Genomic DNA, 21,247 nt, shown 5'->3' with positions numbered 1-21,247 from the left:
AGTTTTTACTTCCACCATGATGATTTAGAAAGTAACGGTTGCACCAAAATTGTAGATCTTTTGCTGAGGGTAGAAAGTACCATCTCCGGACGGAGCTTCCGGATCAAACTGGAAGTCTTTCATATCCTTCATCCATGTCCATAAATTTTGTCCGTTCACATAAAACCGTACCCCCTGGATCTTCACCCTGTCGGTCCAGCTTTTAGGCAAGCGATAACCTATTTCAAAATTCTTCAGTCTTACATAGTCTGCCCGTTTCATCCAGAAATCGGAATACACGTGGTTATTGGTATTATCGCTGGCATGCAGTGCAGGGAAAGTAGCAGTAGCAGCCGTAGCTGGTGTCCAGCGGCCCAGGTGTCTTTCAGATACCTTTCCATTGCTGTAGAATTCATACGCAGCGAAGTTTTGCAATACGGTATATGCACCAAAAGCACCCTGGAATAATACGCTGAAGTCGAAGCTTTTATAATTCAGCCCCATAGAAAAGCCCATGGTATGTGTTGGGATATCCGTTTTACCAATGGCGGTTTGATCATCCGCATTCACCTGACCATCGTTATTAAGATCTGCATATTTGATATCGCCGGGAATCAAGCCACCAAACTGCGTAGCACTTTTATCGATATCATCCTGGCTCTGGAAAAAGCCCAGTGACTGATAACCGAAGTATTGGTTGATCGGATGGCCGGTGCGTTGCAACCAGGGATATTTGCGGGGCGGTTCATCCGCATAGATCACTTTACTGGTAGTAAAGTTCAGGTTACCCTTTACCATGTAGCTCAGGTCTTTATTGATCTGGTTGGTGTGTATCAATTCCAGTTCAAACCCGTGGCTCTTGGTTTCTCCCATATTTAAAGCAGGCAAAGGACCTCCATAGGTAGCTACGATAGTACCTGGTGTAATCAATATGTCGCTAACATTTTTCCGGAACACATCCAGATTAATGCCCAGTTTATCATTGAATAGTTTGGCTTCCAGGCCCAGGTTCATGATCTTATGTTTTTCCCAGGTAACTTCAGGAGTACCAGTAGAGCCTTCTTTCAATCCTGCAGACCACACCTCTCCATTCTGGCCAAAGCTATAGCCTGATCCAGCCTGGTAGATAGATTGCCACAGAAACCTGCGTCCACCGATCTGATCATTACCTACTACCCCATAAGAACCTCTTAATTTCAGGTAGGTTAATGCAGTAACCGGCTTCATGAATTCTTCACCAGTGACTACCCAGCCAGCAGCGATGGATGGGAAAAATCCGAAGCGGGAACCTTTAGGGAAGTTTTCAGAACCATCATAACGACCATTCAGGTCAATAAAATATTTATTGTTGTATCCGTATGTCAGGCGGCTCATCACCCCTTGTACATAAAATGGTTTACCGTATTGTGCGCCTTGTTCCACGCGTTTACGCTGGTTGTACAACACCATTCCGGTCACGTTGTGCTTGCCGAAAGTTTGATTGTAGTTCAGGTAATATTCAAAGTTGAGCGCATATCTGGGTGAGCTCGAGAATTCCGTGATAGGTTCTACCGGTGTATCTGCACCTTTTTCCAATACAGATTGGCCGGTTGCAGGATCCCATCTGTACAGGCCATATCCCTGTGTCCGGTTTGAGCGATAGGTATAGGTACGATCAAAAGAGTAATTTAAACCTGTGCTAAGTCCTTCAGTGATAAAGTCCAGTTTTCTGATAGCCCGGATAGTCCCCTGTGCAGTACCATCAAATGTTTCTGTATAGCCTGTTCTGCTCAGGTCGCCAATAGGGTTCTGGGTATGGTTGCCTGGTACGGCAATTTTTCCATCCGGCAGCAAAGCCAGCTCGGTAGGCGGATACCAGTATACCTGGCGTAACATATCACCTTCTACACTGGAAGTAGGAGAGTGTTTGCTGGTGATCACTCCGGCGAGGTCTACAGAAATATTAAAATCTTTTGAAAGGGCAATATCAATGTTGGAGCGGAAATTCCAGCGTCTGAAAACATCTTTGGTATCATACTGGGGGTTATCATATTTACGCAGGATGCCTTGTTGATTTAAGTAAGCCGCAGATACAAAATATTTTACGTTCTGGTTACCACCGTTGATATTCAGGTTATACCGTTGTGTAGGTGAAGTTTCTCTGAACAGAAGGTTTACCCAGTCGGTATTAGGATAGTTCAGCGGATCTTTACCAGCTTTATATTGCTCCAGTTGTTCCGGCGTGAATTGTGCGGGCTTTCCATCATTGGCCAGGGCTTCATTCAGAAGCAGACCATAATTGTAAGAATCCAGGAATTTAGGCAACTGCGTAGCCTGGTTGAGTGCATAGTTAGCGCTAAAGTCGATACGCGGAGGACCAGCTTTACCCCTGCGGGTAGTTACCACCACTACCCCATTAGCACCCCTTATACCATATTGTGCAGTAGCAGAGGCATCTTTCAGTACAGTAATGGATTCAATTTCCTGTACATCTACATTATCCATGCTGCGTTCTACCCCATCAATCAGAATTAAGGGGCTATTGTCGCCGGAAGTGGAATATCCCCTGATTAATATTTTAGACTGGTCAGCACCGGGAGAGCCACTTTGCTGCATCGCAATCAATCCTGGCAAACGGCCTGCCAGGGCATTAGACAGGTTGGAAGCCGGGCTTTGTTTCAATTCATCTCCTGTCACTGTTACCAATGATCCTACGATTGAGATCTTCTTCTGTTTCGTATACCCCACCACCACTACTTCATTCAATCCACTTGAATTACCCGTAAGAGATATATTGAGCACGCTGGCCCCATTGATTTTCACCTCCCGTTTTTCATATCCCATAAAGGAGAAAATCAGCGTACCATCAGCCGGTACGCGCAGGGAGTAGGAGCCTTGTCCGTCGGTAGACATTCCGGAGGTGGTGCCTTTCAGTTGTACACTTACCCCAATTAAAGGAGCGCCTGTTTCATCGGTAACTTTACCTTTCACTACGATTTCGCCATCGTTGGCTTTGTCGATCGCAGTACCAGTTGACAGCTCCGGAGCAATTATCCCAGCTGGAGCAGGTGTAGATTTACTTTTATTAACCGGCCTTACAGAAAAGTAATGTTCAATTTGTTTAAACTCCAGTCCTGTATTTTTTTTCAGGATCTGCAATACATTAAATAATGATTCATGCTTCACCCTGATGTTTACCGGCTGCTGTACATTACAGGTAGCAGCATCATAAAAGAACCTGAAATTTGTTTGTTTTTCGATTTCTGTAAACAACTTGTTCAGTGGCACTTCAGCAGAATTGAGTGACAGGTATACCCGTCTGATATCGGGCTCCTGTTCTGCCATTCTCTTTGCAGACAGCCTGAAGGAGCATGCTATCAGCATGCAGCCAATTAATAATAAGCGATGACCTACCTTAAGTGCATCAGAAACAAATGCTTTTTGCATAGCTAAACTTGATTTAGGGATATATATTAGATCACAGACAAAACATTTCCATATCGCCGTTTTTCATAACCGCGGTACAATTTGTGGCTGACGTTTGCCTTTGCTGCCTCAGCAGCATCCTAACTTCTATCCTGTACTTTTAAAATGTGTGGAACTAGTTTTATTATGGTCAAATTATCTTTCCGTTGGCGCTATTATAAGTGTATCCTGGTTGATCCGATAACTAACATCACAGGTAAAGGCAATGTTTTTCATGACAACATCCAGCGGTTCCCTGTTAAATTCGCCGGACACCTGCCACTTGGCATCCCTGAGCTGATCAGCTGTTAATATTTTTATTCCGTAAAAGTTTTCGAGTTTGGTGATCACTTCTTCCATGTTGGCATGATCAAAGTAAAGCACGTTTTCCTTATAGTTGAATTGTGCATTCGTTGTTTTCCTTACCGTTTTACCCACGGGCGTATACACCACAGCCTCGCCAGGGTCAAGATAAACGCTATCTGTTTTTGTCTGCTGTTCGCGGCATACCACTACCTTTCCATAACTAAGCGCTACATCCACCTTATGTGCACCAGGATATGCACTTACCTTAAAAGAAGTACCAAGCGCAGTAGTACGTACCTGTTCGCTGATCACGGTAAAAGGGCGACGAGCATCTTTGGCTACTTCAAATGTACCTTCCCCTATCAGCCATATTTCCCTTTTATCACCAGGGAATTTTTCCGGATACCTTAGGGTAGACCCTTTACTCAGAAATACAACAGAGTTATCAGGTAATACCACCTTTTTCCTTTCTTCATTGGTAGTACTTACCAATATAGTATGGTGTTTTTTATACAACAGGAAATAAGAAGTTGTGCCCATACTTAACAGGAGTAATATAGCAGCTGCAATTTTCCACCAGGCATTGCCTCTTTTCTGCATAGGTATAATAGGCGTATCCGGATATCGATGCTCCTGCATACGGTTCCATATGGCCTCCCCTGTTGCAGCATCTCCTTCTTCATCCGGCCAGGCACCATCTTCCAGCCACTGGCGGACAGCCAATTCTTCTTCAGGGGTACATTTCCCTTCGCTAAACTTATCTATTAATGCTTTTGTTACTTTCATCCGGTATATTGAGCAATGCTGTCCAACACCATTCCCTATTAAGAAGTTCCTTTTTAAGGAGGATACCCTAAAGGAGATGTGAACTTTTTTTTAAAAAAACTTATTTCAGGAAAAAAAGGGCACTTAAAGTTAGCCCCAGCCGGTTTAGTACACGGAGTGCCTTGGAGATATGATACTCTACTGTTTTCACAGAAACGCCTTGCTGGTGGGCAATTTCCTGGTAAGTAAGTCCATTTTCACGGTTCAACAGGAATATTTCTTTTGTTTTTTGGGGTAAGGTGCCCAGGCTACAGGAGATACTGGCACTTAGTTCCTTCAGCTCCAGGCGGCTTTCCGGAGCATGCACCACATTCTCAGCCGGAATGGTATATACCATTTTTTGCAATTGTACCTGGCTTCTTTTTTGTTTGATCAGGTATTTGAGGGCTTTATTTTTGGCAGCCCTTATCAGGTAGTGTTCCAGGTTGTCTATTTCCACCTTTTCCCGGTTATTCCATAATGACAAGAAGATTTCCATGACCAGGTCTTCTGCCACTTCTCTGGAAGCCACAGTATAAAAACATACACTATAAAGTTTGGACCAATACTGTTCGTATATTGCCTTGAATGCATCTTCCTTCATCATGACCTCCCCGAATTTCATTATTCAGCTGAACAAATCACTGTGTAATACCCGATTTTGGTGTATCTCCCTGTTAGTAACAGGAACTGGTTTCAGGTGTCTGAGATACCTTTCGACAATACTACTCATATTTTTTTTTAATTCCTAGTACCTCGTTCCAGGCAATTTGAGGAGGGAATATAAGGGGAATTGTGTTTATAAAAAAAGCCTGCACCCCTTTTACGGGATACAGGCTGTTGTGTTCTATGGCATAGATGGGAGAAAAAGCCTTATTGATCCAGGAGTTTTTTGAGTCCCAGTTCATATTGACCAATTTCTTTGGTCAATTCATCCACCAGCGGCTTTTTCACTTTTTTGTCGCCTTCCAGGTAGATAGACCAGCGTACTACTGACGTATCATCCTTATCCGGCAGTGATTCCACCAATGCCGTTACCACTGCCCGGCTTACACCTTGTGGCCTGGGTTCTTTAACATTAAATACGAAGAACTTATACGACTCATGTACCTGTTCAATTTCATCCGTACGCTTCCGGCCATCGCTGAAGGTAAGCTCACGGGTAGGTGGTTTATCATCTTCACCAGGGTTAATAGTAACCGCTGTGATAGTGCCATTACTATAATCCTTCACTTTAGGCAGATCGCGTATAACGCGCCAGATCTTTACCGGAGAGTTTTTAATAAATGTTTCGTGGGTATAATCCGGAATAATTTTAACGGCAGCCTGCATTTGTGCGATGGCTGCAGTAGTGGTCATACAGGTGAGCAGGCATACAAAGGCTGCGATGTTCTTTATTTTCTTGGTGTACATATATCTTAGTCTTTTATTTATCATAGATCTCTGCCAGTTTCTTGCCCAGGTCTTCTGCTCTCAGATTTACGGCAATGATCTTACCTTCCTTATCGAGCAGGAAATTGCTGGGTACAGCCCGGATGTTATATTGTTTGGCCACTTCATTTTTCCAACCTTTAAGATCACTCACGTGTTGCCAGGTAAGCCCATCATCCTTGATCGCCTTTACCCAGTTTTCCTTTTTATCATCCAGGGATACGCCCAGTATTTCAAAGCCTTTATCGTGATACTTTTCATAGTTTTCCAGCACATTGGGATTTTCCGCACGGCAGGGGCCGCACCAGCTGGCCCAGAAATCCACTAATACATATTTACCTTTGTAGTCTGATAACTTTATTGGTTTTCCATTTACATCATTCTGTGTAAACTCCATAGCAGGCGCTCCGATAGCTGTTTTTTTGGCGATAGCTTCCGCTTTGGCCATGCTTGCTTTCTTTTCCTGTACTTCCTTAAACCAGGGATATTTTTTTGCCAGGCGGTCTACCTGTTCCTGGATAAATACTTTATCCTTGCGGGGAGATATAAAATCCAGTCCATATAATACTACCGGAGAGTGTTGATTCATACGTATTGCCAGCTTTACCCGTTGGTCCATATCATCATACAGCCACATCATGTGTTCTCCCAGCTGACGTGCCAATGCCGTATCATTGGCCTTAGATGCTTTATATTGCAACTGGCTGATAGCAATGGTAGCCTGATAGTTGCGATAGTTCATAAAGTTGATATCATTCAGGAAGTTATTTTCCTGGCTACCTTCAATAAAGACGTAAGGTGGGTTTTTGATTTTTATCTTCGCGGTATCCTCCCCTCTGAAATCAATACGGAGGTCATCTTTATTAGCCCAAACAGTTAGACGGTCCCACTCAAACTCATTCAGTATATAGAATTGCGGGCGGGTAGCATCCAGTTTTACACTGTATGTTCCATCAGGCTTCAGATGAATGGTATCCAGTGTGATACGGCCGTCATCCCCTTGTTTTTGAACCAGGAAAGGGAATTTGGCCTGATGTTCTGCCGGAGGAGGAAACTTAATTTTACCACTTACCGTGATATATTTTTTAGGCTGTTGGGCGGTGGCGCTCAGGCCTGCCAACAGTAATAATGCAATGGCCTTACAGCCGGTAATCCGTTTAAGATGTTTCATTTCCGTATCGATGGTATTTATGTTTTAAAAAATAATTAACTATTGCATAAGTGTCATGGGAATAGCTTTTACCGCCTCCCCTTGTTTTGGTGTATCAGGTTGTTTCGTTGCTTTTTCCTCCTTTACCGGCACTGCCGATCCGAAGATGGCAGCCAGTTTTTGTTCCATAGTCCCATTTCCGTTAGGATCAAATCCCACTTCCTTCATCACAATTTTTCCATCCGGTCCAATCAGAAAAGTGGTAGGCACTCCGGTTATTGCGAATCCGGAAGCAGAGATGCTTTTATTGTCCAACACCTGAGGCCAGGGGTTGTTTTCCTGTTTCACCGCCTTCAGCCAATCAGGTTTACTTTGATCAATGGAAATACTGAGGATTTCAAAGTTCTTGTCTTTATAAGCACTGTATACCTCTCTCATACGGGGAAAGGATTGGCGGCAGGGAGCGCACCAGCTGGCCCAGAAATCTATCAGGATGTACTTTCCTTTCAGGCTGGAGAATGTAAAATTCTGGTCTTGTGGATCCGGCAAGGTAAAATCCTTTATCTTTTTTCCTACAGCAGAATTTTTCACGCCTTGTATGTAGTTATAAAAATCCTTTCCCGATTTAGATGCCTGCATTTTTTTTGACAGCATGCCATACATCCGTTCCTGCTGAGCAGTAGTTAAAGCACTTCGGCCATCACTCTGTAAGGTATAAGCAGCTGCATAAGATCCGGGATGCTCTTTTACGAGTTTCTCCAGAACAGGTACCAGGTATTGTTGCTGCAGTGCCTGCTGGCGTTTTTCAAACTCTGGATAGCGGGGATTATCTTCCTGCATCCATGGCTGCCCAAATTCGGTACTCAGGGCTTCGCTGATCTTTTTCCAGGCAGCCTTTTTCTGCTTATCATAGGCCCCCAACAGCTCAACGGTTTCTGTTCCTTTTACCACAGAAGATTCCATTCCTTTTTCTATATCCGTAGTAATAGTATAGGTAGCTGGCTGATCAAACAAAATACCGAAAGGCACATACATCATTCGCTGGGTCTTCACATATTCGGGCAGCAGCATAATGTTTACCGGTTCTTCAAACGTAAAGCTGTAGGTATATTGTCCGTTTTCAATGATAGCGGAATCATTCATGGTACGGGTGTAGAAATACATTTTATTATTTCCTTTCAGGTCGCCCGTTACCGTTCCTTTTAACACCACCTGTTGTTGTGCGGTACTACTCAAAGAAGCAAGGAGTAGTGCAGTTCCTGCGATCAACGTTTTCATATTATGCATTTTTATTTAACTGGTTTAAAAGCCGGGGCTTTGTTTAATCAGGCCATTGGTGACATCAATTTCCCGTTGTGGTACCGGCAGGTAAAACTTTTCCGGCGGCATCAGCGGATTAGGGCGTTTGCCAGTGCGGATGGCATCATAGCGGGCAAACCCTTCAAATGCCAGTTCCCATTTGCGTTCCTGCAGGATACGGTCTATCAGTGCTTGCGCATTAGGAAAGTCAGCAGCAGTATACACTTTCGGCACCGGAGATTTTGTAAACGCACGGGCATATACCTCGTTCAGCAATCCAACAGATATTGCATTCACGCCATCCTTACGCGCCAATGCTTCCGCCCGGGTGAGCATTACCTCTGCCAGGCGGATCATTGTTACATTATCCCTCGTGTTCGGATCTGTAAACTTGCGCATGGCATCTATTCCCAGGGGCCCAAGCACCATCAATTCAGTAGCACGCTCATCAGTAGCCTGATAGGTACTCATAAAACCAGCTTCCGGTGTGTAATAGATATAATAGATACCGTGGCTATCATTATAGCGGTTGGTGTTATTAAAACTTTCCGGAAATGCAAACAGCACTTCTTTATTGATCGGATACCTTCCACCCCCTTCCGCATGATTGGGCCATAGTTCTTCAAATGAGGATGCCAGCTGATACCTGTTGCCCTCCATGGCCGCCGCCGCATAGGTGGCTGCTTTATCATACTTTCCTTCATAAAGACTTACTCTGGCTGCCAGCGCATTGGCAGCACCACGGGTAGCTCTGCTTCCCTGGTCCAGTGCATCTTTCCGGTCGGCAGGCAGCACAGCAATTGCCTCATCGAGATCTTTTATGATTTGTGTATAAACAGCGCCATTAGTAGCCCGGGGAATAATCTGGGAGCCATCATAACCCTCAAAAGATTCCAGGCGCAACGGCACCCCCATATTTTCCGGTTTGTTTTGCAGTGCACCATCTCCATACATTTCCAGCAATTGCAGATATGCCATTGCGCGGATAAACTTTGCTTCAGCGATAAATCCCTGTTGTCTGGTTTTATCAAAGGTGGCATACTTTCCCAATTGGGTAATGATCACATTCGCCTGGTTGATCGTTTTATAGGGTTGATCCCACAGACCATAGTAATTCTTATCACGGGGATCTACATCACCGGAAACAATGGCGTTATCATATCCTTTAGCAGTAGCTGCTGAAAAGTCGGGCAAAGTAAATGCATTGCCTCCGCAAGCTGCCATCAACTGCAGGTAAGTATCTCCCAGAAAACTTTCTGTGGTACCTTCATTTTTCAACAATTCAGATTCCACCATTGTATTCTCCGGTTTCAGATCCAGTTGTTTATTACAAGCTGTACCCATCAGTAGTAGCAGTAGTGGCAGGAGATAGTTATGTATATGTCTTTTATAGCTGTTCATATTATTTCCTATTTGCTGTTGATATTAAAAAGATGCTTTTACCCCAAAACGCCAGGTACGCGGTGCCGGCATTGTCAGTTCATCAAATCCCATATTCAGCCCGTAAGAGCCATAGGCACTTACTTCCGGATCAATGCCAGAATATCCTGAGATAACCAACAGGTTATTACCTTCCGCAAATATTTTCAGAGCAGAGAGGAAAGTTATTTTTCTCAACTGCTGTTTATTAAAATTATATGACAGGGACAGGGATCTCAGTTTTATGAAAGAAGCATCCTCGAGGAAACGGGAGTTTTGCCTGTCCAGTGTATAATCGTAGGAGGAGCCAAAACCTACATCAGAAAAATTAGAGTTATTAATCAGCGCAGGTATATCTGTGATCTGGCCGGGCTTTTGCCAGTAGTTCAGCAAATCTGGTGATAAATTGTAGGTATTATTAGCTGTGTAAGAACTACCCAGGTAGTTATACAGCGCAGCCTTAGCACCATTATAAATCTTGTTGCCAGCGGAGAAAGAAAAGAATGCATTCAGTTCAAACCCTTTGTATTGAAATGTATTTCCGAATCCACCAAATACAGTAGGCATGGCATCTCCCATATTCTTACGATGAACATAGGGCGCATCGGGAAACTGCTTTTGAATAGGCACTTCGGAAGTTTTACCCGTATTATCCACCCAAACAGGCTGCCCGTTTTCCGGGTTTACACCTCCCCATTCATAGAGATAAAAAGTGGTTGCAGAGCCACCTGTTTTCCAGAAGCGGCCACCATCAATTTCATTTTGCCGGGCCAGATCATCTTCACTTATTTTATGCAGTTTTTCAATTTTATTTCTGTTGCGGGAGATATTGAAATTAGTGGACCATTGGAAATGTTTTCCATTAATATTCTGGCTCATCACAGAAAATTCAATTCCTTTATTACTCAGATCGGCAAGGTTTTGTGTCTGGGTAGTAAAGCCCATGAAAGCAGGTAAAGCTGACGACAGGATGGCGTTTTTTGTCTGGCGCTGGTAATAATCCACGGTAGCAGAGATCCTGCCATTCAGGAGAGACAGGTCCATCCCCGCGTTATAGGTCGTCGTTTTTTCCCATTCCAGGTTAGGGTTAGTAGGCTGTTTTACTTCGATGCCTGTAATGTTGCCGTATGTAGCGCCTGTTACATTAATAATATATTGTCCCTGGTTACCGTAATATCCATTTCCGCCATCGGTACCTGTAAAGCCTACGCTCGCACGCACTTTCAGCTGATCAATTACTTTTACATTTTTCAACCATTCAGTTTGACTGGGTACCCATCCCAATGCAAAAGAGGGGAATCCTACAAAACGATGATTAGCAGAGAAACGGGAGGAACCATCCAGCCGGTAAGTAATACCAACCAGGTAACGATGTTTGTACTCGTAGTTAATGCGACTCAGGTAAGACAGCTGTGCCCAGCGTTGTTCCACAGAATTCACCACCCGTTTATCTTTTGCGGCCACAATGCTCATCACATCATCATTTAGGAAACCTGTACCCGTAACCGCATTTACAGATTCTACCGATTTCTCGAAGCTTTGTCCTACCATGGCGCTGACACTGTGATCATCGCCTATCATTTTATTGAGTTCTATGCGGTTATTCACCACCCATTTTAACATCTGCTGTAAGGATTCATTAGCAATTCCTCCCACTACTCTGGGACGTTCTATCATACGGCTGAAGGAACGCGTATTGATCCAGTCGGTACCAAAATCGCTATGTACTACCAACCAGGGTGTTAATTTCAGTTCTGCATACAGATTGCCCAGTACGCGGCTGTCTCTTGAAAAATTCTTGCCTGTGGTAGCTTCTGCCACCGGGTTAGTAGCACTTTCGGGACCTGTAGGGTTATTACCGAACAACCAGTTGTACTTCCCTGTACTGTCCATAACCGCGATATTAGGCGCTTTCTGAATAGCATTCCGGTATACACTTTGAGCGTTTAATGCATTGTTGTCTGCATAACTGAGGGTCATGTTTACTCCGGCTTTTAAGGCTTTACTAATCTGATTATCGATATTTACCCTTCCCTGGTAGCGGGAGAAATCATTATTGATAATAAAAGACTGGTCCCTGTCAAATCCCAGGCTAACGAAATAATTGGTTTTATCCGTACCACCACTCATTGATACCTGTGCGTTGGTACCAATACCCGTGCGGATTACTTCATCCAGCCAATTGGTATTTACCCCTTTAGGGAAGGCCATCGTATCTTTTTTCTGGTTGAAAAGGTTGGTATAAAAATCTGCATACTGATCGCCGGTCATGAGTTTCGGCAACTTACGGGGGCGATTAAAAGAAGTACTTATCTGTGCATCTATGCGCATTTTTCCACGTGCTCCTTTTTTAGTAGTAATTAAAATGACGCCAGCAGCCCCCCGGGAGCCGTAAATAGCAGTAGAATAAGCATCTTTCAGTACTTCTATGGATTCAATATCATTGGGGTTAAGGGTAGCCAGGGGATTCTTTTCAAATGAAGAAGGCTGGGTATAATCATTCACCACCTGGTTGCCACCATAGGAAAACCCATCCGTGCTACCATTTCTGTAGTTGACCGTATTACGGTCTCTGTCAATTCCATAGACAGGCACCCCATCCACCACAAACAGCGGGGAATTTCCCTTGCTGTTAAGTGTACTGAGCCCCCGAATGGTAATAGCACTGGCAGCACCAGGTATACCACTGGAAGGAGCAATAAATACACCTGGTATTTTTCCTACCATAGCCTGATCAATAGATAATGGTAATTGTCCATTCTCTTCCGATGGTTTGTAACTACCTACAGATCCCAGTAAGCTGCGTCTTTCCTGCACACCGTACCCTATTACGACTGCCTCTAATAGGCGGGATGCCTCTACGGTAAGCATAGCATCACAGGATACAACAGTAGCAGGTATTACCTTAACGCTATTTTTCACTTCTCCTTTATAACCAATAAAGGAAAACTGTACTGCATAGTTACCAGCAGGAACAATCATTTCATAACCGCCTTTTTCATTCGTTGCACACATCTTTTTTGTTCCCACCAGTTTTACAGAAACCCCTGGTATAGGAGTTCCGGTACCGGCTTCTGTAACCAGTCCTTTCAACCTTCCCGGAGCTGGTTGCTGTACAATAGCTGCTGGAATGGGTGGTTGGTTTACAATTAGTACTACTCCATTTTTTTCTGAGAAAGTGAGGTTGGTATTTTGCAATAATGTATGTATGACTTTATTAAGTGGATCATCCACAAAGCGTAACTTTTTGATGTGGTAGCGTTGCAGTTCCTGGTGGTCGTATCCAAAAGAGATATGGTAAGTACCTCCCAGTTTTTTGATACATGACTCCAATGATTCGTTCTCGAAAGTGGCAGTAACCTTCACTTGCGTTAATAGCTGACTATAGCCATTGCTTGCTAAAAGCAGGCTAAAACTACAAGTGATACAAATTACGACCAATGCACTCCATCTCATAAGGCGCCGGATAAAGGTTAGCGTAAGCGATTTTTGCATATATTTGGTTGATTTTTAGTGTTAAACTAAAAGCATACGACAGCCATCAAGCGTGCTCCAAAACACCTTGACTGTTGTATAAATTATCTGATAAACCGTGTCTGCTGCAACAGATACGGTTTTTTTGTAAGGGTCAAACAGAAACAGGATGACCGGATTTCAAATAAGTGTTTCCAATTCTTTACCAGCTGCAACCGGCAAAGGCGGATGTGCATAGTATTCCCTTTATAGTGGCCTATGCTGCCGCTAACGGAGAATATGCTTTTATATAAGGCTATTAATAGTTCTTTCGATGGATGGTAATATCACTCCCCTGAATATCGTACTGAATAGGGTGGATGCTGTTAATAATGTCCAGCACCTGCCTTACAGACAGCTGTTTACTACAGCGCAGGGTATATTCATCCTTTTTCATTTCTGCCGGATTATAGCGTATTCTTACACCATATTGGTTTTCCAGCGTTAGCGCCAGTTCGGCAAATCCTGCCTGCGACAGGCTGATCATGCCGCTAGCCCATTCATTTATCTGTTGGTCGTCTACTTTGGTTTTCATGAATTGTTGCGCTGCCCTGCTGAATATCAGCTGATCACCAGCATTCAGTACATCCAGCCCTTCCTGCTGATGCAGCACTTTTACTGCTCCCGTTTTTACAGTTACCTGCGCTTCATCCAGTGTAGGATAAGCCTTGATATCGAACGAAGTGCCCAGCACCAATACGTTCAGCTCCATGGTTTTCACTTCAAACGGCTTGCTGGCATCCTGTTTTACTTCAAAAAACCCTTGTCCGCTGAGGCTTACCTTACGGCTGTCCCCAAACTTTTCCGGGTATTCCAATCTGGCCCCTGCATTGAGCCATACCTTTGTACTATCCGGTAATAAGATCTCCTGTTGTTCACCTGCCGCCACTTCCACGATGATCATATGTCCTTCCTGCTTCCAGTTGTTAAGGTAGAAGTACGCACCCATCAACAATCCCCCAACCAGTACTGCCGCAGCTGCCCACCACCATTTTTTTATAGCCACTACCTTAGGTAATGGTTCCTCCAGGGTTGCTCCTGGCTCCATTTGTTGATGTATGGCATGCAGTATCTCTTCCTGCAATTGCAGGGTAGCATCACCGGATACCAGTGTGGACGGTTCGCCGCCGGCATCAAACCAGGCATGCAACCGTTCCAGTTCTTGTGGAGTACAGGTTCCGGTTTCCAGCTTCTGAAGGATCTGCACTATGTTATCTTTCGCATCCACGCTTTAACCGTTTACATTATTAAAGACACCTGTAAAAGGGGGAGGTACCATAAGAAAAGAAAAAAATTTTGAGTAGCCTCAGACTTGTCCGGAAAGTTTGGCCTTAATCCGGCGCAAAGCGTTACTGATCTGGTTCTTTATCGTTTGAGCGGAAAGGCCAAGTTGTTTTGCCATATCTGCAATACCCAGTTCCTGCTGACGGCTTAACAGATATATTTCCCTCATTTTTTCGGGCATCTCGGCAATAGCAACCCGTATCAGCTGTTGTATTTCCTGGAGTGCCAACCGATCGTCTGCCGCCTGCATAGCGCCGGGAGGAATGGCAGCGAAAAGGTCCAGGTGCCGTCCATAGTTATTACGGCTTCTGATCAGGTTTAATACGCGGTATTTGAGGGCCACATATAAATATGCCTCGGCACTGCTATGGATATTGATTTCCTTTCGCTTATGCCACAAAGCAACAAATACGTCCTGCAAACAATCTTTGGCATCTGCATCATTTTGCAGTTTTGCGTAGGCAGCCATATATAGCTTGCGCCAATAACGGCGGTATAACTCATCAAAAGCGGCCCTGTCATCTGCCACCTGTATTAGTTCCAACAAAGCTATATCCGGCAACTGCTTCAAACACCCAATGTTTAACCGTAAATATAAATAAAAGCAGTTTATATATGCAAACAAGCACTGTATTTGAGGAACGGCATAAGCACCTCTATCATCTTAACACCCTGATATTTATATAATAAACGGGCCAGCTCTTATCCGAGCTGGCCCGTTTTCAACCTATCCCTTTGTATACGAAGGGAGGATTCTCTTCATTGCGATATTACACAATCGGTCTTGGTGACAGATGTTCACCAATTTCACGAATTGCTTCTTTAAGCAGTCTTTTTCCAACTTCCCACAGCAGTCCACCGCCATCGGTATGTTGTAATTCTGTTTCGCTCATAGGTTGCAGATTTAATTGCTGCAGATCTGTTAATGTTTTCATTGCAAATAATATTTAAGGGTAAAACAATAAACGGTATAATTAAAAACCTGTTGGGAAGGTGAAAGGCGGTTGAAACAATATTGGCAATCCATGTTCAGTACATCCTCTGCCATCTTTATCCGGCATTACGCCACCTTCGATTTCCAGCAATTCTATTTCATTCAGGGGTTGCAGGTTCATTTCCTGTGCATTATTTAATGTTTGCATGTTGGTGATTTTTTAATGATGTAAAAGTTGTTTTGTAAAAATAAGCTGGTAGGTGTTCGCTATTCCGTACGGTGCATATTTTTTCAGTTTCTTTTTTACTCTTCTGTTTCTTTCATGATAATCTGTATGCACAGATTAAATTCTTTCTCGTAATAATAGCATTGCCTTACCCGGCAATAGACAATAGGTGCTCCCATATCGCGGAGTTCCCGCATCAATTCAAATAATACAGTTCTGCTCAGGGAGAGCCGGCCTGCCAGCTGTCGGCTATTGCCAGTTTGTTTACGGCGTATCAGTGTATGTAAACGGTTAATCTTTTCAATGGTTTCAAATACATTCATGATCGGAGACTTTTTCCTGCATAACACTCAGGATTCAGTGAAAGAATGGGTTACTCAATACAATGCAGCAGCTACTTCCTGTTTTTGGGGCAGGTGATGCTGCCAGAGATAATAATACCGGCCCTGTTGTTCCAGCAGATTCATATGTGATCCCTGTTCTACCAGCACTCCTTTATCCAGCACGGCGATCTGATCTGCATGCATCACGGTAGACAGCCGGTGTGCAATGATGATAATTGTTTTTCCTCTGTTGCGCATATACTGGATGGCTTGCTGCACAAACTGTTCAGAGGCAGTATCCAGGGAAGAAGTAGCCTCATCCAGGATCAGTATTTCCGGGTCACGATAGAGTGCCCTGGCAATCGCAATACGCTGTTTTTGTCCACCACTGAGGGAAGCACCGTTCTCACCTATGTAAGTATCAAAACCATTAGGCAGTGATTCAATAAAGGGAATGATCCCCAGTTGCTGGCATATTTGTACGATACGGTTATAATCCGGCTCCAGTTCTCCTATCGCAATGTTTTCAGCTACATTTCCTGCAAAGAGATCTATCTTTTGAGGCACTACACTCACCAGCTGGCGCAGCGATTGATTTTCCAGATAGCGGATATCAAAATCACCGATGTAAATGTGTCCGTCCTGTATAGGATATATATACTGCAGCAGGCTTACAAGGGTAGACTTTCCGGAACCGCTCTCTCCCACTACTGCTGTTACTTCGCCCTTTCTTACCAGCAGGTCCAGGGAGTTGAAGACCTTCACGCGGCTACCATATCTGAATGATACTTTTTCAAAGCGTACATCACCGATCATGTCCCTGGTTAATTTAATTTTCCGGCCGGTTTCTTCCTGTTGCAGGTCCATAATCTCAAACAAACGGTCGGCTGCAATACGCGCTTCCTGGAAGGCGCGGTTACTGCTGATCAGAGAAGCTACCGGACCGGTAAAATAACCGATCAAAGCGTAGAATGACAGCAGTTCCCCCGGCGTTAATTGATTACCGAGTACATAACCTGTACCTGCCCATAGCAGGATAATAGAAAACAATCGGGAAATAAGTTCCGTACTATTGCTTGCAAACAGGCTATTCATAGAAGAATGATAGATGCTGTCCAGCAGTTTCACAAAACGTGTTTCCGTTTTCAGGTCGGAGAACTCTTCCAGCCCAAAGCGTTTGATCGTACCTGCTGCATTTACAGACTCTACCAGCTGTGATTCCAGGTCTGCTGCATCTTCCATCATTTTTCGCTGAATACTAACATTCAGTTTGTTGGTGATCACATATACCAACAGGTATAACGGGATAACCGAGAGCATGAACAACGCCAGTTTCCAATAGTAGGTAAACATCAATACAAAGGAAAATACAACGATCATGATATTTACTGCCAGGTTAATAGCAATATCATTGATGAACGTACGTATTTTCACGGCATCATTAATACGTGAAATAATTTCGCCGGTGCGCATACTGTCAAAAAACTGCTGTGGCAATCGTAGCAGGTGCTTATAATATCCCAGGATCAGGGCCAGGTCTATCTGTTGTCCGGTTTTTACTGTAAATACGGATCTCAGCACTCCCATAAGGATTTGCAGGGCCAGTATCAGGATCATACCCACGCTCAATACATTCATCAGATTAGTGTTTCCTTCCGCAAGCACATTATCCGTTATTTTCTGCATGTAGATAGCGGTAGACAATCCCAATATCGTATATACCACTGCTCCTACCAGTACCTGTGTGAGCACCGCCTTATGCGGTTTTAACAATCCCATAAACCGTTTGCCCAGTGATACGCTTTCATTACCGGTATTAAAATCCGCTGATGGTAGCAGCAATACCAGTACCCCTGTCCACATTTTGGCAAATTCTTCCAGCTTGTACTTATGCATTTTCCCATCACCCGGATCCATGACGGTCACTTCCTTTGGGGTGATTTTATAGATCACTACAAAGTGATGTAATACTTCTTTTACGATAACATGCGCAATGGCCGGCAATGGTATTTTGGGCAGACTGTCTACCTGTCCTTTTACCCCTTTCGCCTCAAAGCCTAATTTCTTTGCAGCTTCCAGCATACCCAGCACATTCGTACCCTTGGTATCTGTTTGTGCAAACTGCCGGATTCTGGCTACGGGCAGTTGTAATTTGTAGTGCGCTGCAACAGACGCCAGGCAGGCGGCACCACAATCCATCATATCTCTCTGCTTTACCTTTATACTCATACCTTACAAATTAAATAGTGCTACGTTGAGGATTCAGCCAGTCATCCACCTTATCATACAATAGCTGATAAAGGTTTCTCCTGGTTACGATCATGTTTGCTCTCAGGGTCATACCTTTTGAGAGGCTTCCCTTATAACCGTTTTTCAGTTGCAGGTTATTTTTGTCCAGCTGGCATTTTACTTTGAAGTAAGGGCTTTGTCCATTTTCCGGTACGGTAACATCTGCTGCAATTTCATTTATCCGGCCGGTAACAGTTCCCCATTCATTGTAGTTAAAAGCATCAATCTGCATTTTCACCCGTTGGTTTACTTTTATCAGGCCTATATCCCGGGGGGAAATGTGGAGTAAAGCAATCAATCCGGTGTCTGGCGTAATAGTGCCCAGTTTTTGATTCGCAAACACAAAGCTGCCAGGGGGCAGGGGGACTACTTCCTGCAATGCGCCTTTTACGGGTGCAGCTATCGTATAACTCTGGCGGTCCTGTGCCAGTTGTGTTTGCTTGCTTTCCAGGTCTTTCATTTCTTCCCGGTATTTACGGGCATCCGCCTGCCATCCTGTCACCTGTTCTCTTTGTACCAGTTCATAAGCCGCTTGTGCCTGCTTATATTCCAGCGCAATCTTTTCAAATTCCGCAGGTGCAATCACCTTTTCTTTCCATAGAGTTTCATTACGTTTAAAATCGATCTGCGCTTTCTGCAGCCTGTTATCTGCCTCAGTAAGGCGGGCACGGTATTGTTGCTGGCCAGCTACATATTGAGGAGTGAGCGCATTCCCATTTGACAGTAAACGATCTACATCTGCGAGATACATCTGCAGCTCTTTCATACGACCTTCCTGGAATCCCTGTTGTGCTTCGATACCGGCAGAAGCAACCGCCAGCAGTATTTCTCCCGGTGCTACTTTTTTGTTTTCCTGGAGATTATACTTTACCACCCGCCCGCTAACAGGCGCGCTGATAATATGTTTCTCCAGATTACTTTGCAGGATACCGCTACTTTTGACGCCAATGTCTACATAAATAAAAGGCAAACTGACCAATGCTGCTATTACAGCCAGCAAAAGAACGCTGTAGATAACCTGACTGCGCACGGCTATCTTCCGATGGTATGTGATAGCCGCATACGACACCGCTTCAGCAGGAATTAATTCTTTCATGCTAAAAACTGTTTAAGAATAAAAAATGGAGAATTCACGCCGGGTATAACATATGGGTTAACATATGTACGCATGGATACAAAAAAAGGGTAACAAACAATGGCGTTCCCTTAAATATTGTTCCAGCGGGTATAACAAACCATGGCAAAATGAATTCAGTAAATAAATTTCTTTTTACGGGTTAATAACTTCAGGTATACTATACCTATTCCAGTGAAAATGAATAGATGAATCGGTTAACCATAACAATCATTTTTCGGTTTTTCGTTAACAATAAAGTTAGTGGCAATGTGTGCTACTCAAGCCCTGCTAATATAGAATTCACGAGCAGAGATTCCCAAAAAAAACCAAGGAACGGTAGCGTTTTATTTATTAACGGTAGGCAAAGCAATATCTGCAGCAAAAAATGCCGGCTTTCAGAGGAGTACAGGTAAGAAATGGTGGGTTAACTATCTTATTTCATGGTACATAGTGAGGGTATTGCTGCTTCACAGCAGCTACAATTATCAACTACTATATCATGAACCAGGGCTACCTGTTCATGTATTTTATCACTGCTTTCAAAACGTCCACTGTGATGTAGGCCACGAAGAAGGACAGGGGGACAAGAAAACTAACGAGTTCCATTTTAGTCATGTTCTTTTTATTATTCATATCCATATTATTTAAATCCATAAGGCTGACTAAAAAGCCTAATGTAGTTATATCAGTGCGTGGGCGCAGAGAGATAGCTGCATTACATATCCTGTCAGAGATAGTCTTTTTAGTCAGCCATAGTGGAGATGTTATAACCTAGTGATTAGCTGCTTCTGTAAGATAGCCTACAGCAATTCCCAGTCCAACAACAGGAAATGCCATACCTATACCGATGATAGCAGCAGCTTTCCAGCTGAATTTACCACCGTCGATAGCTAATTGTTCGTCCAGTGTGATTTCGTTGAAACCAGCAATATTTAATGTTGCTTCCATGTTAATAAAGTTGTAAGGAGTGTAAAAAATAAAAAACGGGTGGATGATTAGTGTAATTCGTTGTACAGCATTTTACCTAATGCTTTACCACCTTCGTACATGGCCAGCAGTACAATGCCAGCTGCAGCACCTGCTAATGCGGGTAATATACCGCCATTGGTTTCTTCCATGGACTGTTGGTCCATTTCCATGGCACCAAATTCTTCAAGAGATAACTTTGTCATAATGAATGAATATAAAAGGTGAGATCAAATATTATTACTATTAGTGGTTAGCAGCTTCTGTAAGATAACCTACAGCAATGCCCAGACCTACTACAGGAAATGCGCAACCTACAGCAATGATTGCGGCAGCTTTCCAGCTGATACCACCATCAATAGCCATTTGTTCATCCATAGTAATTTCGTTAAAACCTGCAATGTTCAGTGTTGCTTCCATGTTGATAAAGTTGTAAGGAGTTAAAAAATAAAACCGTGGTATGATTAGTGTAATTCGTTGTACAGCATTTTACCTAATGCTTTACCACCTTCGTACATGCCCAGTAATGCAATACCGGCCAACGCACCTACTAATGCAGGCAGGATGCCACCATTGGTTTCCTCCAATGACTGCTGGTCCAATTCTATGGCACCAAATTCCTCAAGAGATAACTTTGTCATAATGAATGAATATTAGTTGTTAAGTGCCTACTCTGTTGCAGGTTTTCGGCATCCCCTTATTTGCGCAAATGATTTATGCATACAAAATTATAAGCGGGGTGTCCGCAATACCGTACTGTAGA

The 21,247-nt window shown here is 43.7% G+C and carries 19 protein-coding genes; all 19 read right to left on the bottom strand.

Annotation, left to right across the window (positions count from 1 at the left end; all coding sequences use genetic code 11):
- Positions 1–24: 24 nt before the first annotated feature.
- The 19 genes from ABR189_RS21190 to ABR189_RS21100 all read right to left on the bottom strand — a co-directional run bounded on the left by ABR189_RS21190 (position 25) and on the right by ABR189_RS21100 (position 21,125).
- Positions 25–3,405, bottom strand: coding sequence for a TonB-dependent receptor (locus tag ABR189_RS21190; protein WP_354662479.1), 3,381 nt, complete (start codon positions 3,403–3,405; stop codon positions 25–27).
- A gap of 174 nt (positions 3,406–3,579) precedes the next feature.
- Positions 3,580–4,515 (bottom strand): FecR family protein, encoded by a 936-nt coding sequence (locus tag ABR189_RS21185; RefSeq protein WP_354662478.1) that lies wholly within the window; start codon positions 4,513–4,515, stop codon positions 3,580–3,582.
- Positions 4,516–4,615: 100 nt separating this feature from the next.
- Positions 4,616–5,140, bottom strand: a complete 525-nt coding sequence (locus ABR189_RS21180; protein WP_354662477.1) for an RNA polymerase sigma-70 factor — start codon at positions 5,138–5,140, stop codon at positions 4,616–4,618.
- A 266-nt stretch (positions 5,141–5,406) separates the two neighbouring features.
- Complete coding sequence (locus ABR189_RS21175) at positions 5,407–5,946, bottom strand: SRPBCC family protein (RefSeq protein ID WP_354662476.1); 540 nt, start codon at positions 5,944–5,946, stop codon at positions 5,407–5,409.
- A gap of 13 nt (positions 5,947–5,959) precedes the next feature.
- Positions 5,960–7,135: a peroxiredoxin family protein gene (locus ABR189_RS21170; protein WP_354662475.1), complete on the bottom strand. Its 1,176-nt coding sequence runs from the start codon at positions 7,133–7,135 to the stop codon at positions 5,960–5,962.
- A 39-nt stretch (positions 7,136–7,174) separates the two neighbouring features.
- The gene (locus ABR189_RS21165; RefSeq protein ID WP_354662474.1) at positions 7,175–8,392 is read right to left on the bottom strand and encodes a redoxin domain-containing protein; all 1,218 of its coding nucleotides are present in this window, start codon (positions 8,390–8,392) and stop codon (positions 7,175–7,177) included.
- Between the two features lie 24 nt (positions 8,393–8,416).
- Complete coding sequence (locus ABR189_RS21160; RefSeq protein WP_354662473.1) at positions 8,417–9,814, bottom strand: RagB/SusD family nutrient uptake outer membrane protein; 1,398 nt, start codon at positions 9,812–9,814, stop codon at positions 8,417–8,419.
- Between the two features lie 24 nt (positions 9,815–9,838).
- Positions 9,839–13,327, bottom strand: a complete 3,489-nt coding sequence (locus ABR189_RS21155) for a SusC/RagA family TonB-linked outer membrane protein (RefSeq protein WP_354662472.1) — start codon at positions 13,325–13,327, stop codon at positions 9,839–9,841.
- A 277-nt stretch (positions 13,328–13,604) separates the two neighbouring features.
- Positions 13,605–14,573: a FecR family protein gene (locus ABR189_RS21150; protein WP_354662471.1), complete on the bottom strand. Its 969-nt coding sequence runs from the start codon at positions 14,571–14,573 to the stop codon at positions 13,605–13,607.
- A 78-nt stretch (positions 14,574–14,651) separates the two neighbouring features.
- Complete coding sequence (locus ABR189_RS21145) at positions 14,652–15,200, bottom strand: RNA polymerase sigma factor (RefSeq protein WP_354662470.1); 549 nt, start codon at positions 15,198–15,200, stop codon at positions 14,652–14,654.
- Between the two features lie 199 nt (positions 15,201–15,399).
- Positions 15,400–15,564, bottom strand: a complete 165-nt coding sequence (locus ABR189_RS21140; protein WP_354662469.1) for a hypothetical protein — start codon at positions 15,562–15,564, stop codon at positions 15,400–15,402.
- 39 nt (positions 15,565–15,603) lie between these two features.
- On the bottom strand, positions 15,604–15,771 hold the full coding sequence (locus ABR189_RS21135; protein ID WP_354662468.1) for a hypothetical protein: 168 nt from the start codon (positions 15,769–15,771) through the stop codon (positions 15,604–15,606).
- Positions 15,772–15,866: 95 nt separating this feature from the next.
- Positions 15,867–16,112: a hypothetical protein gene (locus tag ABR189_RS21130; RefSeq protein ID WP_354662467.1), complete on the bottom strand. Its 246-nt coding sequence runs from the start codon at positions 16,110–16,112 to the stop codon at positions 15,867–15,869.
- Between the two features lie 54 nt (positions 16,113–16,166).
- Complete coding sequence (locus ABR189_RS21125) at positions 16,167–18,341, bottom strand: peptidase domain-containing ABC transporter (RefSeq protein WP_354662466.1); 2,175 nt, start codon at positions 18,339–18,341, stop codon at positions 16,167–16,169.
- Between the two features lie 10 nt (positions 18,342–18,351).
- Entirely contained in the window at positions 18,352–19,497 is a 1,146-nt protein-coding gene (locus tag ABR189_RS21120) for an HlyD family secretion protein (protein ID WP_354662465.1), read from the bottom strand.
- Between the two features lie 792 nt (positions 19,498–20,289).
- Positions 20,290–20,466 (bottom strand): hypothetical protein, encoded by a 177-nt coding sequence (locus ABR189_RS21115; RefSeq protein WP_354662464.1) that lies wholly within the window; start codon positions 20,464–20,466, stop codon positions 20,290–20,292.
- A gap of 47 nt (positions 20,467–20,513) precedes the next feature.
- Entirely contained in the window at positions 20,514–20,690 is a 177-nt protein-coding gene (locus ABR189_RS21110) for a class IIb bacteriocin, lactobin A/cerein 7B family (protein ID WP_354662463.1), read from the bottom strand.
- Between the two features lie 40 nt (positions 20,691–20,730).
- A complete protein-coding gene (locus ABR189_RS21105) occupies positions 20,731–20,904 on the bottom strand; it encodes a hypothetical protein (RefSeq protein ID WP_354662462.1) in 174 nt (57 codons plus the stop codon).
- A gap of 44 nt (positions 20,905–20,948) precedes the next feature.
- Positions 20,949–21,125 carry a class IIb bacteriocin, lactobin A/cerein 7B family gene (locus ABR189_RS21100; protein WP_354662461.1) on the bottom strand — a complete coding sequence of 59 codons (177 nt, stop codon included), beginning with the start codon at positions 21,123–21,125 and terminating at the stop codon, positions 20,949–20,951.
- Positions 21,126–21,247 lie beyond the last annotated feature (122 nt).

It is taken from the genome of Chitinophaga sp. H8, from assembly GCF_040567655.1.
Lineage (GTDB): Bacteria > Bacteroidota > Bacteroidia > Chitinophagales > Chitinophagaceae > Chitinophaga > Chitinophaga defluvii.
Note: the sequence above shows the minus strand (reverse complement) of the source record. Positions and strands in the feature narration are given on the sequence as shown.

Excerpts from the sequence above, each read along its gene's own strand:
- ABR189_RS21190 (WP_354662479.1), bottom strand. The coding sequence starts at position 3,405 with ATGCAAAAAGCATTTGTTTCTGATGCACTTAAGGTAGGTCATCGCTTA.
- ABR189_RS21185 (WP_354662478.1), bottom strand. The coding sequence starts at position 4,515 with ATGAAAGTAACAAAAGCATTAATAGATAAGTTTAGCGAAGGGAAATGT.
- ABR189_RS21180 (WP_354662477.1), bottom strand. The coding sequence starts at position 5,140 with ATGATGAAGGAAGATGCATTCAAGGCAATATACGAACAGTATTGGTCC.
- ABR189_RS21175 (WP_354662476.1), bottom strand. The coding sequence starts at position 5,946 with ATGTACACCAAGAAAATAAAGAACATCGCAGCCTTTGTATGCCTGCTC.
- ABR189_RS21170 (WP_354662475.1), bottom strand. The coding sequence starts at position 7,135 with ATGAAACATCTTAAACGGATTACCGGCTGTAAGGCCATTGCATTATTA.
- ABR189_RS21165 (WP_354662474.1), bottom strand. The coding sequence starts at position 8,392 with ATGAAAACGTTGATCGCAGGAACTGCACTACTCCTTGCTTCTTTGAGT.
- ABR189_RS21160 (WP_354662473.1), bottom strand. The coding sequence starts at position 9,814 with ATGAACAGCTATAAAAGACATATACATAACTATCTCCTGCCACTACTG.
- ABR189_RS21155 (WP_354662472.1), bottom strand. The coding sequence starts at position 13,327 with ATGCAAAAATCGCTTACGCTAACCTTTATCCGGCGCCTTATGAGATGG.
- ABR189_RS21140 (WP_354662469.1), bottom strand. The coding sequence starts at position 15,564 with ATGAAAACATTAACAGATCTGCAGCAATTAAATCTGCAACCTATGAGC.
- ABR189_RS21135 (WP_354662468.1), bottom strand. The coding sequence starts at position 15,771 with ATGCAAACATTAAATAATGCACAGGAAATGAACCTGCAACCCCTGAAT.
- ABR189_RS21130 (WP_354662467.1), bottom strand. The coding sequence starts at position 16,112 with ATGAATGTATTTGAAACCATTGAAAAGATTAACCGTTTACATACACTG.
- ABR189_RS21125 (WP_354662466.1), bottom strand. The coding sequence starts at position 18,341 with ATGAGTATAAAGGTAAAGCAGAGAGATATGATGGATTGTGGTGCCGCC.
- ABR189_RS21120 (WP_354662465.1), bottom strand. The coding sequence starts at position 19,497 with ATGAAAGAATTAATTCCTGCTGAAGCGGTGTCGTATGCGGCTATCACA.
- ABR189_RS21115 (WP_354662464.1), bottom strand. The coding sequence starts at position 20,466 with ATGGAAGCAACATTAAATATTGCTGGTTTCAACGAAATCACACTGGAC.
- ABR189_RS21110 (WP_354662463.1), bottom strand. The coding sequence starts at position 20,690 with ATGACAAAGTTATCTCTTGAAGAATTTGGTGCCATGGAAATGGACCAA.
- ABR189_RS21105 (WP_354662462.1), bottom strand. The coding sequence starts at position 20,904 with ATGGAAGCAACACTGAACATTGCAGGTTTTAACGAAATTACTATGGAT.
- ABR189_RS21100 (WP_354662461.1), bottom strand. The coding sequence starts at position 21,125 with ATGACAAAGTTATCTCTTGAGGAATTTGGTGCCATAGAATTGGACCAG.